This is a genomic window from Pseudomonas sp., assembly GCF_036387035.1.
Taxonomy (GTDB): domain Bacteria; phylum Pseudomonadota; class Gammaproteobacteria; order Pseudomonadales; family Pseudomonadaceae; genus Aquipseudomonas.
In genome coordinates this window covers 1-15768 of record NZ_DASVUM010000017.1, presented here as the reverse complement: position 1 = coordinate 15768, position 15768 = coordinate 1, and the positions used below count along the sequence as shown (strand labels likewise).

Genomic DNA, 15768 nt, shown 5'->3' with positions numbered 1-15768 from the left:
TCGCGGGCTGGTTCGTGATGACGTGTCGGCGATTCTGTTCGACGAACCGCTGACCGTGATCGACCCGCACCTGAAGTGGAAACTGCGCCGCAAGCTCAAGCAGATTCACGAGCAGTTCAACATCACCATGGTTTACGTGACCCACGATCAGCTGGAGGCTTCGACCTTCGCCGACAAGATCGCGGTGATGTACGGGGGCCAGATCGTGCAGTTCGGCACCCCACGCGAACTGTTTGAAAAGCCGCACCACACCTTCGTCGGCTATTTCATCGGCAGCCCCGGCATGAACCTCATCGAGGTCAAGCCTGAAGCCGGCGGCGTCGGTTTTGGCGGGATTCATCTGCCACTGCCCGAAGCGCTGCGGCAGCGTCTGGCGGCCACTCAGTGGAGCACCTTGAAAGTCGGGATTCGTCCCGAGTTCGTGCACGTCTGGGACGGCCCGTTCGATGACGCCATGCAGGCTGAAGTGACCTACGTCGAGGACTTGGGGACCTACAAGATCCTCACCCTCAACCTGGCTGGCCAGTCCTTGAAAGTGCGCTTGCAGGAAGACAAGCCGGTGCCGCAAGGCCAGGCCTGGATCAGCTTCCCTGCGCAATGGCTGATGCTCTACGCCGATGAATTTCTGCTGGAGGCCGCCACGAACCCACTGCCGGCCAGCGAGGTGCCCCATGACTAAAGTGCAAAACAACAAGGCCTGGTGGCTGGTCCTGCCGGTGTTCCTGCTGGTGGCCTTCAGCGCCATCATTCCGATGATGACCGTGGTCAACTATTCGGTGCAGGACATCTTCGACCAGTCCAGCCGCTACTTCGTCGGCGCCGACTGGTTCCGGCAAGTGCTCCAGGACCCGCGCCTGCATGATTCGCTGCTGCGTCAGTTCATCTATTCCGGCTGCGTGCTGCTGATCGAAATCCCGCTGGGCATCGGCATCGCCCTGACCATGCCGACCAAGGGGCGCTGGTCGTCGCTGTGCCTGATCGTCATGACCATTCCGCTGCTGATCCCCTTCAACGTGGTGGGCACCATCTGGCAGATCTTTGGCCGTGGCGACATCGGTCTGCTGGGCTGGGTCCTCAACGATGTGCTGGGCATCAGCTACAACTACGCGGCCAATGCGTCGGACGCCTGGGTCACCGTGCTGGTCATCGATGTCTGGCACTGGACCTCTCTGGTGGCGTTGCTGTGCTACTCGGGGTTGCGTGCCATCCCGGACGTGTATTACCAGGCTGCGCGGATTGATCGGGCGTCGAACTGGGCAGTGTTCCGCCACATCCAGTTGCCGAAGATGAAGAGCGTACTGCTCATCGCCGTGATGCTGCGCTTCATGGACAGCTTCATGATCTACACCGAGCCGTTCGTGCTCACCGGTGGCGGTCCGGGCAACTCGACGACCTTCCTCAGCCAGACCCTGACGACCATGGCGCTGGGCCAGTTCGACCTGGGCCCTGCGGCGGCGTTCTCGCTGGTCTACTTCCTGATCATTCTGTTGGTGTCGTGGGTGTTCTACACCGCCATGACCCACAGCGAAAAGAACTGAGGAGCGCCCATGAACAAGCGCGAGAAAGTGTCCTTCAAAAAGCTCATACCGCTGTGGATCTACCTGCTCTTTCTGCTGGTGCCGATCTACTGGCTGGTCAACATGTCCTTCAAGACAAACACCGAGATCCTCGGCGGCCTGACCCTGTTCCCACAGGACTTCACGCTGGCGAACTACAAGGTGATTTTCACTGACGAAAGCTGGTACAGCGGCTACATCAACTCGTTGTACTACGTCTGCCTGAATACTGTGATATCGCTGAGTGTCGCATTGCCAGCAGCCTACGCGTTTTCACGCTATCGTTTCCTCGGCGACAAACACCTGTTCTTCTGGCTCCTGACCAACCGGATGGCACCACCTGCGGTATTCCTGCTGCCGTTCTTCCAGCTGTACTCGTCCATCGGCCTGTTCGACACGCACATTGCGGTAGCGTTGGCGCACTGCCTGTTCAACGTGCCGCTGGCGGTATGGATTCTGGAAGGCTTCATGTCCGGGGTCCCCAAGGAGATCGACGAAACCGCGTACATCGACGGCTATAGCTTTCCCAAGTTCTTCGGCAAGATTTTCATCCCGCTGATTGGCTCGGGCATCGGTGTGACGGCGTTCTTCTGCTTCATGTTCTCGTGGGTCGAATTGCTGCTGGCGCGGACGCTGACGTCGGTCAACGCCAAGCCGATCGCCGCGGTCATGACCCGTACCGTTTCGGCGTCGGGGATCGATTGGGGGGTGCTGGCAGCGGCGGGGGTGTTGACCATTCTGCCGGGCATGCTGGTGATCTGGTTCGTTCGTAATCACGTGGTCAAGGGCTTTGCTCTTGGTCGTGTCTGAGGAGTCGAAAAATGGAGTGGATGTCCTGGACCCTGCCAACTGCTATTTTCTTTGCCTCCATCGCTGCGATTCTGGTTGTGATGACGGCATGGGAACTGCGTTCGGCGAGCATTGAGCGTCGCGGTTTTCTGCCGATTGCCACCACGCGCGGTGATCGTCTGTTCATCGGCCTGCTCGGAAGTGCCTACCTGCATTTGCTGGTCATCGGCGCGACGAGCTGGAACATCTGGGTGGCCTCGGCGCTGTCCCTGGTCTGGCTGTTGGTGGTAATGCGTTGGGGTTGAAACGCTTTTAACGGCAGGGGAAGCAGACGCGCTCCTGCCGCAAGCGAATGGCGAAGGTTGAAACGCGGGATCACATAAGAATCAACACAAGAGGTGTCTATGTTCAATAAGAAAAACAAGCTGCGACATAGTGTGACGGTAGCGACGATGGTAATGCTCAGTGGCTTGAGCGTTTCGGCCTGGGCCGATCAGTACGAGGATGCCGCGAAGAAATGGGCCTCCAGCGAGTTCAAGCCGACCACGCTGTCCGATGCCGACCAGCTCAAGGAGCTGGAATGGTTCATTAAGGCGGCCGAGCCGTTCCGCGGCATGGACATCAAGGTGGTTTCCGAAACCTTGACCACCCATGAATACGAATCCAAAACCCTGGCCAAGGCATTCACCGAGATCACCGGCATCAAGGTCACCCACGACCTGCTGCAGGAAGGCGACGTGATCGAGAAGCTGCAGACCGCGATGCAGTCCAACCAAAGTATCTATGACGGCTGGGTCAACGACTCCGACCTGATCGGTACCCACTTCCGCTACGGCAAGGCGATGTCTCTGACCGACCTGATGGCCAGCCCGGAAGGATCGAAGGTCACTTCTCCGACGCTTGATATCAAAGACTTCATCGGCACGTCCTTCACCACCGCGCCGGACGGCAAGCTTTATCAGCTGCCCGACCAGCAGTTCGCCAACCTGTACTGGTTCCGCGCTGACTGGTTCGACCGCGCTGACTTGAAAGCGAAGTTCAAGGCCAAATACGGCTACGAGCTGGGCGTGCCGGTCAACTGGTCGGCATATGAAGACATTGCCAAATTCTTCAGCGAAGACGTGAAGGAACTCGACGGCAAGAAAGTCTACGGCCACATGGACTACGGCAAGAAAGACCCGTCTCTGGGCTGGCGCTTCACCGATGCCTGGTTCTCCATGGCCGGCAGCGGCGACAAAGGCTTGCCGAACGGTTTGCCGGTCGACGAGTGGGGCATTCGCGTAGAAGACTGCCACCCGGTCGGTTCGAGCATCACCCGCGGCGGCGACACCAACGGCCCGGCCGCTGTGTACGCCACTCAGAAATACATCGACTGGCTCAAGGCCTACGCGCCGCCTGAAGCTGCGGGCATGACGTTCTCCGAGTCCGGCCCGGTGCCGTCACAGGGTAACGTCGCTCAGCAGATCTTCTGGTACACCGCTTTCACCGCTGACATGACCAAGCCCGGTCTGCCGGTCATGAACGCCGACGGCACGCCGAAATGGCGGATGGCGCCATCGCCTAAAGGTCCTTACTGGAAAGAGGGCATGAAGCTGGGTTATCAGGACGTGGGTTCCTGGACCTTCCTCAAGTCCACCGAAGAGAAGAAACGCCTGGCTGCCTGGCTGTATGCGCAGTTCGTGACGTCCAAATCCGTCTCGCTGAAGAAAACCATCGTGGGCCTGACGCCGATTCGCGAATCGGACATCAACTCCAAAGAGATGACCGCCCTGGCGCCGAAACTCGGTGGTCTGGTCGAGTTCTATCGCAGCCCGGCCCGTGTGCAATGGTCGCCGACCGGCACCAACGTTCCGGATTATCCGAAGCTGGCGCAGTTGTGGTGGAGTCACGTGGCTGAAGCCGTTACCGGCGAGAAAACCGCGCAGGCGGCCCTCGACGGTCTGGCCAAGGACCAGGATGCAATCATGACCCGCATCGAGCGCTCCAAGGTTCAGGACGCGAGTGGTTGCGCGCCGAAGATGAACCCGGAAACCTCGGCCGAAGAGTGGTACACCAAAGCCGAGAAGAGCAACGGTGCGTTCCTGGCGCCGCAACGCAAACTGGCCAACGAGAAGCCGAAGGGCGAAACCATCGCTTACTCGGACCTCTTGAAGAGCTGGGAAGCGGGCAAGAAGTAACCTGCACCGCTTAACTGGCGGCGTATAAAAAAACGGCACCCTCGGGTGCCGTTTTTCATGTGCCTGCTTTGACGTGCCGGTTCAAGCAATCAGCCGTGCAGGGTTTCCGCCGCGTACAGCGTGTTTTCCAGCAGGCAGGCGCGGGTCATCGGGCCAACGCCGCCTGGCACCGGGGTGATCCAGCCGGCGCGGGGCAGGGCGGTCTCGTACACCACGTCGCCGACCAGCTTGCCGTCATCCTGGCGGTTGATGCCGACGTCGATGACAATGGCGCCTTCCTTGATCCACTCACCCTTGACCAGGCCCGGCTTGCCCGCTGCCACGACCACCAGATCGGCACGGCCGACGTGTCCGGCCAGATCCTGGGTAAAGCGATGGGTCACGGTCACGGTGCAGCCTGCCAGCAGCAACTCCATGGCCATAGGACGACCAACGATGTTGGAAGCGCCTACAACCACCGCGTCCTTGCCGTACAGATCGACACCCGTGCTTTCGAGCAGGGTCATGATGCCCTTGGGCGTGCAGGGGCGCAGCAGGGGAATGCGCTGGGCCAGACGACCGACGTTGTAGGGATGGAAGCCGTCGACGTCTTTATCGGGACGGATCCGTTCCAGCAGGCTGGACGATTCCAGGTGCTCGGGCAGCGGCAGTTGCAGCAGGATGCCGTCGATGGCGGGGTCGTCGTTGAGGCGATCAATCAGATCGGTCAGCTCGGTCTGGGTGGTTTCACTGGCCAGGTCATAGGCCTGGGAGATGAAGCCGACCTCTTCGCAGTCTTTGCGTTTGTGCGAGACGTAAACCTGAGAGGCGGGGTCGCTGCCGACCAGAATCACCGCGAGACCGGGCGTGCGCAGCCCCTGCTCGCGACGCTGGGCGACTCGTTGAGCGATCTGCTGGCGCAGGCTGGCTGCGATCGCTTTGCCGTCTATTAGTTTTGCAGTCATTACGCGTGATTAACCATCGGAAGGGGAGGGAAAAAGTGCGCGCATTCTCGCATGACCTGACGCAAGGGCAAAGACGGTTGGTCTGCTTAATAAGCTAAGCCCTTTAATTAACTGAATTTTTTAGAAAAAAGTGTTGACGACCTTTTGGACCGTCTATAAGATTCGTCGCACTTGTCGGGCACAACCCCACACAGGATAAGCCGGAAGCGGTGGATCACGTCGAAAGGTTGAATAAGTCAGGTAGAGTTAAGATCGGCTCAGCGTGATTGAAAGCTCTTAATTTGCAGTCTCACGAAGGCAAATGAAATAAGTGCCCGTAGCTCAGCTGGATAGAGCATCCGCCTTCTAAGCGGATGGTCGCAGGTTCGAGTCCTGCCGGGTGCGCCATTAGGCAGCTTTGGCACAAGTAGCATTCAATTTGAATGCGTCGGTTACAACGCAATATGGTGGGCGTAGCTCAGTTGGTAGAGCACGGGATTGTGACTCCCGTTGTCGAGGGTTCGATCCCCTTCGTCCACCCCATATTCGAAAAGGCGCCAGATTCATAATCTGGCGCCTTTGCTTTAAGCGCTTCAAAACGCGGATGTGGTGGAATTGGTAGACACACTGGATTTAGGTTCCAGCGCCGCAAGGTGTGAGAGTTCGAGTCTCTCCGTCCGCACCAGCTACAAACCTCGCAACCCCTTGGGTGTTGAAAGGTAAAAGAAAGCCGCCTAGTGCGGCTTTTTTTGTTTCAAAGTACTGCTTGTTAACGCGGTGCGGGCTGGATGTGTTCATCACACAGGCTCGCCCGGTGTGCTTCCAGGGACTGGATCATGTTTCGGTCGTCCTTTTGCTTCCTTTATATAGGGGCGTATCAGGTGCGTGCCAGACACCTCCCGCAGGCTAAACGATTGGCCTGTGACCCCCAGGCTGCATGCCACTTCACTTACCCTCGTTCAGTAGGGTGACTTCTTGAGTTTGACCCACTAGAATGCTTGCCCTTGATTCTGGGGTCGGAAACGGCCGGCTAACGTCTGTGCAACGAGGAATATCCATGCAAGTTTCTGTTGAAAACACTTCCGCTCTCGAGCGCCGCATGACCATTGGCGTGCCCGCTGAGCGCATCGAGACTGAAGTCAACAAGCGTCTGCAGCAGACCGCACGTAAAGCCAAGATCCCGGGCTTCCGCCCAGGCAAAGTGCCTATGAGCGTGATCCGCCAGCGTTACGAAGACGGTGCTCGTCAAGAAGCACTGGGCGACCTGATCCAGGCGACCTTCTACGAAGCAGTCGTCGAGCAGAAGCTGAACCCGGCTGGCGCACCTTCGGTCGAGCCTAAAACCTTCGAAAAGGGCAAGGACCTCGAGTACATCGCTACTTTCGAAGTGTTCCCCGAGTTCTCCGTCGCCGGTTTCGACTCCATTTCCGTCGAGCGCCTGTCGGCTGACGTCGCTGACTCCGATCTGGACAACATGCTGGAAATCCTGCGCAAGCAGAACGTCAGCTTTGAAGTCGTCGACCGCGCTGCGCAAAACGAAGACCAGCTGAACATCGACTTCGTCGGCAAGATCGACGGTGAAGCGTTCGCTGGCGGTTCGGCCACCGGTACTCAGCTGGTGCTGGGCTCGGGTCGCATGATCCCTGGTTTCGAAGACGGTCTGGTCGGTGCAAAAGCCGGCGAAGAGCGCGTTCTGAACCTGACCTTCCCTGAGGATTATCAGAATCTGGAACTGGCTGGCAAAACCGCCGAGTTCACCGTCACCGTCAACACTGTGTCGGCACCGACCCTGCCTGAGCTGAACGAAACGTTCTTCAAGCAGTTCGGCATCAAGGAAACCAACATCGAAGGCTTCCGCACCGAAGTTCGCAAGAACATGGAGCGCGAGCTGCGTCAGGCCATCAAATCCAAGGTCAAAAATCAGGTAATGGACGGTCTGCTGGCCGCCAACCCGATCGAAGTGCCTAAAGCGCTGCTCGAAAACGAAGTGAACCGTCTGCGCGTTCAGGCTGTTCAACAGTTTGGCGGCAACATCAAGCCTGACCAACTGCCGGCAGAGCTGTTCGAAGAGCAGGCCAAGCGCCGCGTCGAGCTGGGTCTGATCGTGGCTGAAGTCGTCAAGCAGTTCGACCTCAAGCCTGACGACACTCGCGTTCGCGAGCTGATCCAGGAAATGGCTTCCGCTTATCAGGAACCAGAGCAGGTTGTGGCCTGGTACTACAAGAACGAACAGCAAATGAACGAAGTTCGTTCGGTTGTGCTGGAAGAACAAGTTGTGGATACTGTTTTGCAGAAAGCGAGCGTGACCGACAAAGCGGTCTCGTACGAAGAGGCAGTCAAGCCGGTTGAAGCTCCACAAGCCGACTGATTTCCTTCTCTCGTTCGAAAACACCATAAGCCAGCCTTCGCGCTGGCTTATGCGTATTCAAGACATGACTATTTGGGAGTGAATGCGAGACATGTCCCGCAATTCTTATATTCAGCAGAACTCTGACATCCAGGCCGCTGGCGGCCTGGTCCCGATGGTTATCGAGCAGTCCGCCCGTGGCGAGCGCGCCTATGACATCTACTCCCGCCTGCTCAAGGAACGCGTCATTTTCCTGGTCGGTCCGGTTGAAGACTACATGGCCAACCTCATCTCGGCGCAGCTGCTGTTCCTTGAAGCGGAAAACCCGGACAAGGATATCCATCTCTACATCAACTCCCCAGGCGGTTCGGTGACTGCGGGCATGGCGATCTACGACACCATGCAGTTCATCAAGCCGGACGTTTCCACGACCGTCATGGGCCAGGCCTGCAGCATGGGTGCTTTCCTGTTGGCCGGTGGCGCCAAGGGCAAGCGTTTCGCGCTGCCGAACTCCCGCGTCATGATTCACCAGCCGTTGGGCGGTTTTCAGGGTCAGGCGTCGGATATCGACATTCACGCCAAGGAAATCCTGTTCATCCGTCAGCGTCTGAATGAACTGCTGGCGCACCACACCGGCCAGACGCTGGAAGCGATCGAACGCGACACCAACCGCGACAACTTCATGAGCGCAGAGCGCGCTGCTGAATACGGTCTGGTGGACTCGGTGATCGACCGGCGTCAAATGACCAAATGATTGCGTGAAGGGCAATAATCCCGGGTGGTCGGTATTTCCGTGCCACCTGTGGACTTGAAAAATCGAGCAATTGCCTTCATCTTGTGTTGCAAGCCTACCGGATTGGATCGATCGAATGACTGACACCCGCAACGGCGAGGACAACGGCAAACTGCTTTATTGCTCCTTCTGTGGCAAAAGCCAGCATGAAGTACGTAAGTTGATTGCCGGCCCCTCGGTATTTGTTTGTGACGAGTGCGTCGACCTGTGCAATGACATCATCCGCGAGGAGGTGCAGGAAGCACAGGCCGAAAGCAGCGCGCATAAATTGCCATCGCCTAAAGAAATCAGCGGCATCCTTGACCAGTACGTCATTGGTCAGGAACGTGCCAAAAAGGTTCTCGCAGTAGCGGTGTACAACCACTACAAGCGGCTGAACCAGCGCGACAAGAAAAACGACGACGTTGAACTGGGCAAGAGCAACATCCTGCTGATCGGCCCTACGGGCTCCGGCAAGACACTGCTGGCGGAGACGCTTGCACGTTTACTCAATGTGCCGTTCACCATCGCCGACGCCACCACCCTGACCGAAGCTGGTTATGTGGGTGAGGACGTCGAGAACATCATTCAGAAGCTGTTGCAGAAGTGCGATTACGATGTCGAGAAGGCCCAGATGGGTATCGTCTACATCGACGAGATCGACAAGATTTCGCGCAAGTCCGACAACCCTTCCATCACCCGTGATGTGTCGGGTGAAGGCGTGCAGCAAGCGCTGTTGAAGCTGATTGAAGGCACCGTGGCTTCCGTCCCCCCTCAAGGTGGTCGCAAGCACCCGCAGCAGGAATTCCTGCAGGTGGACACGCGCAATATTCTCTTCATCTGTGGCGGTGCGTTCTCTGGCCTGGAAAAGGTCATCCAGAATCGCTCCACCAAAGGCGGCATCGGCTTCAACGCTGAAGTTCGCAGCAAGGAAGAGGGCAAGAAGGTTGGCGAGTCCCTGCGTGAAGTCGAGCCTGACGATTTGGTCAAGTTCGGTCTGATCCCGGAATTCGTAGGTCGTCTGCCAGTATTGGCCACGCTGGACGAGCTGGACGAAGCTGCGCTGATGCAGATTCTGACCGAGCCCAAGAACGCGCTGACCAAGCAATACGGCAAGCTGTTCGAAATGGAAGGTGTGGACCTCGAGTTCCGCCCTGATGCGTTGAAATCGGTTGCTCGTCGTGCGCTTGAGCGCAAGACCGGTGCCCGCGGTCTGCGCTCTATCCTCGAAGGCGTTTTGCTCGACACCATGTACGAGATCCCGTCGCAGTCCGACGTGAGCAAGGTGGTGATCGATGAGAGCGTGATCGAGGGCACCTCCAAGCCGCTGTTGATCTACGAAAACAGCGAGCCACCTGCCAAGGCGGCACCGGACGCGTAGCCTGCTGGCAACGCACCGGGCGAATGGAAACGAAAAGGGCCCTAGGGCCCTTTTCGCGTTTCCCTGAACCTCACCTTCGTTTCAGAACCGTTTCGCTATAACTCAAAGCGACGCTTGTTTTTTTAAGGTTCAACCCCCATCTTGATTTTCAGCTTATTTATATCTGTCCATGGCCTGAAGGCCGCCGTAGAGGCGAAATCATGAAGACGACCATTGAACTGCCTCTCTTGCCATTGCGCGATGTTGTGGTTTATCCGCATATGGTTATCCCGCTGTTCGTGGGGCGCGAGAAGTCGATCGAGGCCCTTGAAGCGGCGATGACCGGCGACAAGCAGATTTTGCTGCTGGCGCAACGAAACCCGGCCGACGACGATCCCGGTGAAGACGCCCTGTACAACGTCGGTACCGTCGCGACAGTGCTGCAGCTGCTGAAGCTGCCAGACGGCACCGTGAAGGTGCTGGTTGAAGGCGAGCAGCGTGGCTCGGTCGAACGCTTCATTGAGGTCGACGGCCATTGCCGCGCCGAGGTTGCGCTGATCGATGAAGTCGACGCGCCGGATCGTGAATCCGAAGTCTTCGTTCGCAGCCTGCTGGCCCAGTTCGAACAATACGTACAGCTGGGCAAAAAAGTCCCGGCTGAAGTGCTTTCTTCCCTCAACAGCATCGATGACCCCGGGCGTCTGGTCGACACCATGGCCGCACACATGGCGCTGAAGATCGAGCAGAAGCAGGAAATCCTCGAGATCATCGATCTGTCGGCGCGTGTTGAGCATGTGCTGGCGTTACTGGATGCCGAAATCGATTTGCTGCAGGTCGAGAAACGCATCCGTGGTCGCGTGAAGAAGCAGATGGAGCGCAGTCAGCGCGAGTACTACCTGAATGAGCAGATGAAGGCCATTCAGAAAGAACTCGGCGACAGCGAGGAAGGCCACAACGAAGTCGAAGAGCTGAAAAAGCGCATCGATGCGGCCGGCCTGCCCAAAGATGCAATGGTCAAAGCCACTGCGGAGCTAAACAAGCTCAAGCAGATGTCACCGATGTCCGCCGAGGCCACCGTCGTTCGCTCGTACATCGACTGGCTGGTCCAGGTGCCGTGGAAGGCCCAGAGCAAGGTGCGTCTGGACCTTGCCCGCGCCGAAGACATCCTCGACGCAGACCACTATGGTCTGGACGAAGTCAAAGAGCGGATCCTCGAGTACCTCGCCGTGCAGAAGCGCGTGAAGAAGATTCGCGGCCCGGTTTTGTGCCTGGTCGGTCCTCCTGGTGTGGGCAAGACCTCGCTGGCCGAGTCGATCGCCCACGCGACCAATCGCAAGTTCGTGCGCATGGCGCTGGGCGGCGTACGGGACGAGGCTGAGATTCGTGGTCACCGCCGTACCTACATCGGCTCGATGCCGGGTCGCCTGATCCAGAAAATGACCAAGGTCGGCGTGCGCAACCCGCTGTTCCTGCTCGATGAAATCGACAAGATGGGCAGCGACATGCGCGGTGACCCGGCGTCGGCGTTGCTGGAGGTGCTTGATCCCGAGCAGAACCACAACTTCAACGATCATTACCTGGAAGTCGACTACGACCTCTCCGACGTGATGTTCCTGTGCACCGCCAACTCGATGAACATCCCACCGGCGCTGCTCGACCGTATGGAAGTGATCCGTCTGCCGGGCTACACCGAAGACGAGAAGATCAACATCGCGACCAAGTACCTCTCTCCCAAGCAGATTGCTGCAAATGGCTTGAAGAAAGGCGAGGTCGAGTTCGACGTCGAGGCGATTCGCGACATCATCCGTTATTACACGCGTGAAGCGGGTGTGCGTAGCCTCGAGCGTCAGATTGCCAAGGTCTGCCGCAAAGTGGTCAAGGAACACGCCCACGAGAAGCGTTTTTCCGTGACGGTTACCGCGGCAATGCTCGAGAACTTCCTGGGTGTGCGCAAATTCCGTTATGGCCTCGCCGAACAACAGGATCAGGTCGGCCAAGTGACCGGTCTGGCCTGGACGCAGGTGGGTGGCGAGTTGCTGACCATCGAAGCGGCTGTGGTTCCGGGCAAGGGTCAGCTGATCAAGACCGGTTCCCTGGGCGATGTCATGGTCGAGTCGATCACCGCAGCGCTGACGGTTGTGCGCAGCCGTGCGAAAAGCCTGGGCATCCCGCTGGACTTCCACGAGAAGCGCGATACGCATATCCACATGCCCGAAGGCGCCACGCCGAAGGACGGCCCAAGCGCCGGTGTGGGCATGTGCACGGCGCTGGTGTCGGCCTTGACGGGGATTCCGGTCCGCGCCGACGTAGCCATGACGGGTGAAATCACCTTGCGTGGTCAGGTGCTCGCAATTGGCGGTCTCAAGGAAAAACTGCTGGCCGCTCACCGTGGTGGCATCAAGACAGTCATCATCCCTGAAGAGAACGTTCGTGATCTCAAGGAGATCCCTGACAACATCAAGGCTGATCTGCAAATCAAACCAGTCAAATGGATTGACGAGGTGCTCCAAATTGCGCTGCAATACGCGCCGGAGCCCTTGCCGGACGTGGCTCCCGAGATGGTTGCCAAGGATGAAAAGCGCGAGTCTGACAGCAAGGAGCGAATCAGCACGCATTAGTCTGGGAGGCCTTCCTTGACAGGTTTTTGGAGCCCTTGCTATAAAGCGGCTCTTCAAGCCTGTTCAGGCCGCTCAGTGTTCGTTTGGTTACACCCAAAAAAACTTAGAAATACTCAAATACATAAGGGGACTTAGAGTGAACAAGTCGGAACTGATTGATGCCATCGCCGCATCCGCTGACATCCCGAAAGCTGCTGCTGGCCGTGCGCTGGACGCTGTAATCGAATCCGTCACTGGCGCTCTCAAGGCTGGCGACTCTGTTGTACTGGTAGGCTTCGGCACTTTCTCAGTCACTGATCGTCCTGCCCGTACCGGCCGTAACCCTCAGACCGGTAAAACCCTGGAAATTCCAGCGGCCAAGAAGCCAGGCTTCAAAGCCGGTAAAGCACTGAAAGAAGCCGTCAACTAAGTTTCTTTTTACTTTGCCCGCCCAGGACAGCGTTATCTCTGTTCGAGGCGTAAAGCGGCAAGTGCGGTTGGTCAAGCGCTGGACTGTCACTCGGGGAACGCACATCGAACCCCGTCCGCTTTGCAAGTTACGAGAAGGCGCATCCTCGGATGCGCCTTTCTTCTATCCGGATTCAACCCACGCTCCGCGTTACCGTGTGCCGCAGCCTGGTGAGTCGAGTACAACCCTCTGGGGGACGCATGCTGCAGAATATCAGGGACAATTCACAAGGCTGGATTGCCAAGACGATTATCGGGGTGATTATCGCTCTGATGGCCCTGACCGGGTTTGATGCCATTTTCCGGGCTACCAGCCATTCGCAGGATGCTGCGAAGGTCAATGGCGAGGAAGTGACCCAGGCTGAACTGGGTCAGGCGGTTGAAATGCAACGCCGCCAGCTGATGCAACAGCTGGGCAAGGATTTCGATCCTGCGATGCTCAACGAAAAGATGCTCCGTGATTCGGCCCTCAAGGGCTTGATCGACCGCAAACTGCTGCTGCAGGGCGCCGCCGATTCTAAATTCGGCTTCTCGGAAGCCGCGCTGGATCAGCAGATTTTGCTGACGCCGGAATTTCAGGTCGACGGTAAATTCAACGCTGATCGCTTTGATCAGGTTGTACGCCAGCTCGGCTACTCCCGTCTTCAGTTCCGCCAGATCCTGGGCCAGGAAATGCTGATCGGTCAGATTCGTGCCGGCATCGGCGGCAGTGCGTTCGTCACTGACGCTCAAGTCGACGCGTTCGCCCGCCTGGAAAAACAGACCCGCGATTTCGCGACGCTGACGCTGCCGGCCGATCCGTCGAGCGTCAAAGTCACCGACGACGAGATCAAGGCGCACTACGATCAGCACGCAAAGGAGTTTCTGAGTCCCGAGCAAGTGGTACTCGACTACATCGAGCTGAAGAAGTCTTCGTTCTTCGACAAGGTGTCGGTGAAAGACGAAGACCTGCAGGCGGCCTATCAGAAAGAGATCGCCAACCTGGCTGAGCAGCGCCGTGCGGCGCACATCCTGATCGAAGTCAACGACAAGACCACGGACGCTCAGGCGAAAGCCAAGATCGAGGAAATCCAGCAACGTCTGGCGAAGGGCGAAGATTTCGCTGCGCTGGCCAAGGAGTTTTCTCAGGATCCGGGCTCGTCTGCCAAGGGCGGTGACCTGGGCTACGCCGGTAAGGGCGTTTACGACCCGGCCTTCGAAGATGCGCTGTACGCGCTGAACAAGGATCAGGTGTCCACGCCTGTGCGCAGTCAGTTTGGCTGGCACTTGATCAAGCTGCTGGGCGTTGAGGCGCCATCGGTACCGACGCTCGCGAGCCTGAAGGAGAAGCTCACACACGAGCTGAAGTCTCAGCAGGTCGAGCAGAAGTATGTCGATGCGAGCAAGAAGCTGGAAGACGCGGCATTTGAAGCGTCGGATCTGTCTCAGCCGGCTCAGGACCTGGGCCTGAAAGTGCAGACGACAGCGCCGTTCGGTCGTGAAGGTGGCGAAGGCATTGCCGCCAACCGTGCGGTGATTCAGGCGGCTTTCAGTCAGGAAGTGATGGAAGAGGGTTCCAACAGTTCCGCGCTTGAGCTGGATCCCGAGACGGTGGTGGTGGTGCATGTCAAAGAGCACCGTCAGCCTGAGCAATTGCCGTTGGATGCGGTGTCGGCACCGATCCGTGCGCAACTGGCGAAAGAACATGCCAGTGACGCCGTGAAGACCAAAGGTGACGCGCTCCTGGCAGGCCTGCGTGACGGCAAGGTGCCGTATGCCGCCACCAAGCAGGAAGGTCAGAGCTGGAAGGTCGTGGAAGCGGCCTCACGCAGCCAGGACGGTGTTGATCCGCAGGTGCTGCAGGCGGTGTTCCGTATGCCGAAGCCTGAGGCCAAGGACAAGCCGGTATATGGCAGTCTGACGGCGGCGGATGGTAGCTTCGTGATCGTGCGTCTGAACGGCGTCAATCAGGCGGCTCCTGCTTCGGATGAGGAGAAGAGCCAGTACCGTCGTTTCCTGTCTTCCCGTGAGGGGCAGCAGGATTTCGCGGCTTACCGTAAGCAGTTGGAAGCGGCGGCGAAGATCGAGAAATATTGATCGACGCAGGAAGCTGTTAACAGAAAGCCCCGGCTCGTGAGAGTCGGGGCTTTTTTGTGGCCGGTATTCGGGGTAAGTGCTTCAAGGGATCTGCGGCGTGGCTTACTGCGTTGGGATCAAGAGCGTCTGCCTAGAGGCAGACCGTTTCGCCTTCGGCGAGTTACTTTTAAAAAGCACTAAAAGTAACCAAAAGTGCCTGCTCCTGGTTGGGCCCTTCCTTCGTCAGGGTTCCTTCACTCCGGTCCCGCTCCGTGGGCCCGCGCCGAACGGACATCCATGTCCTGACGGCGCTCTCGCCGCATCCATGCGGCTCGGCCCACTGCGCGAGACCTGCGTTCAGCCTGCACCCAAGTCGCGTTCCGCGGTGTCCTGGCTACCGCGTAGAAGATCAAGAGCAAGATCAAGATCAAGATCAAGATCAAGATCAAGATCAACAGCGACAGCAGCGGCAAAAGCTTCCCGGCTAAAGCCGGTACCACTGGGTGACCGCGATTTCACCGTAGGAGCCGGCTTGCTGGCGAATGCATTCTGTCAGTCAATATATTCATACCTGATCCACCGCGTTCGCCAGCAAGCCGGCTCCTATGTATGGACTCGCCTCCACTGTCTACCCGCTTTTCAAACACTGCCACCCGGTTGCATCTATGTATAAGGCCTGTTCGAGGAAGCCACTCTGGGCTTCTGGCCAACATTGGTTGAGCTC

12 protein-coding genes and 3 tRNA genes are annotated in these 15768 nt (G+C 58.0%); 14 read left to right on the top strand and 1 reads right to left on the bottom strand.

Going from position 1 to position 15768, the window contains the following annotated elements:
• The 5 genes from VF672_RS01465 to VF672_RS01445 all read left to right on the top strand — a co-directional run.
• Positions 1-679: ABC transporter ATP-binding protein (locus VF672_RS01465; RefSeq protein WP_331100651.1), on the top strand; the 679-nt coding region annotated here is incomplete at its 5' end.
• On the top strand, positions 672-1538 hold the full coding sequence (locus tag VF672_RS01460; protein ID WP_192134653.1) for a carbohydrate ABC transporter permease: 867 nt from the start codon (positions 672-674) through the stop codon (positions 1536-1538). The genes VF672_RS01465 and VF672_RS01460, both read left to right, overlap by 8 nt.
• A 27-nt stretch (positions 1539-1565) precedes the next feature.
• Entirely contained in the window at positions 1566-2366 is an 801-nt protein-coding gene (locus VF672_RS01455; RefSeq protein ID WP_331100653.1) for a carbohydrate ABC transporter permease, read from the top strand.
• 11 nt (positions 2367-2377) lie between these two features.
• Positions 2378-2650 carry a DUF2160 domain-containing protein gene (locus VF672_RS01450; protein ID WP_331100647.1) on the top strand — a complete coding sequence of 91 codons (273 nt, stop codon included), beginning with the start codon at positions 2378-2380 and terminating at the stop codon, positions 2648-2650.
• Between the two features lie 99 nt (positions 2651-2749).
• Positions 2750-4522, top strand: a complete 1773-nt coding sequence (locus VF672_RS01445; protein ID WP_331100646.1) for an ABC transporter substrate-binding protein — start codon at positions 2750-2752, stop codon at positions 4520-4522.
• Positions 4523-4611: 89 nt separating this feature from the next.
• Here the strand turns inward: VF672_RS01445 and folD are convergent, their stop codons facing one another.
• Complete coding sequence (gene folD, locus VF672_RS01440) at positions 4612-5466, bottom strand: bifunctional methylenetetrahydrofolate dehydrogenase/methenyltetrahydrofolate cyclohydrolase FolD (RefSeq protein ID WP_331100644.1); 855 nt, start codon at positions 5464-5466, stop codon at positions 4612-4614.
• A 310-nt stretch (positions 5467-5776) separates the two neighbouring features.
• On the opposite strand from folD, the gene VF672_RS01435 reads away from it, so the two are divergent.
• The 9 genes from VF672_RS01435 to VF672_RS01395 all read left to right on the top strand — a co-directional run bounded on the left by VF672_RS01435 (position 5777) and on the right by VF672_RS01395 (position 15065).
• Positions 5777-5853 (top strand) — tRNA-Arg (locus tag VF672_RS01435).
• A gap of 59 nt (positions 5854-5912) precedes the next feature.
• Positions 5913-5988: transfer RNA gene (locus VF672_RS01430), tRNA-His, on the top strand.
• A gap of 57 nt (positions 5989-6045) precedes the next feature.
• Positions 6046-6130: transfer RNA gene (locus tag VF672_RS01425), tRNA-Leu, on the top strand.
• Positions 6131-6502: 372 nt separating this feature from the next.
• On the top strand, positions 6503-7813 hold the full coding sequence (gene tig / locus VF672_RS01420) for a trigger factor (protein WP_331100642.1): 1311 nt from the start codon (positions 6503-6505) through the stop codon (positions 7811-7813).
• Between the two features lie 91 nt (positions 7814-7904).
• Entirely contained in the window at positions 7905-8546 is a 642-nt protein-coding gene (gene clpP, locus VF672_RS01415; RefSeq protein ID WP_122537614.1) for an ATP-dependent Clp endopeptidase proteolytic subunit ClpP, read from the top strand.
• 115 nt (positions 8547-8661) lie between these two features.
• Positions 8662-9945, top strand: a complete 1284-nt coding sequence (clpX, locus tag VF672_RS01410) for an ATP-dependent Clp protease ATP-binding subunit ClpX (RefSeq protein ID WP_037013640.1) — start codon at positions 8662-8664, stop codon at positions 9943-9945.
• A 200-nt stretch (positions 9946-10145) separates the two neighbouring features.
• Positions 10146-12542: an endopeptidase La gene (gene lon, locus VF672_RS01405; RefSeq protein ID WP_331100636.1), complete on the top strand. Its 2397-nt coding sequence runs from the start codon at positions 10146-10148 to the stop codon at positions 12540-12542.
• Positions 12543-12678: 136 nt separating this feature from the next.
• Positions 12679-12951: an HU family DNA-binding protein gene (locus VF672_RS01400; RefSeq protein WP_003183171.1), complete on the top strand. Its 273-nt coding sequence runs from the start codon at positions 12679-12681 to the stop codon at positions 12949-12951.
• A gap of 239 nt (positions 12952-13190) precedes the next feature.
• Positions 13191-15065 (top strand): SurA N-terminal domain-containing protein, encoded by a 1875-nt coding sequence (locus VF672_RS01395; protein ID WP_331100620.1) that lies wholly within the window; start codon positions 13191-13193, stop codon positions 15063-15065.
• Positions 15066-15768 lie beyond the last annotated feature (703 nt).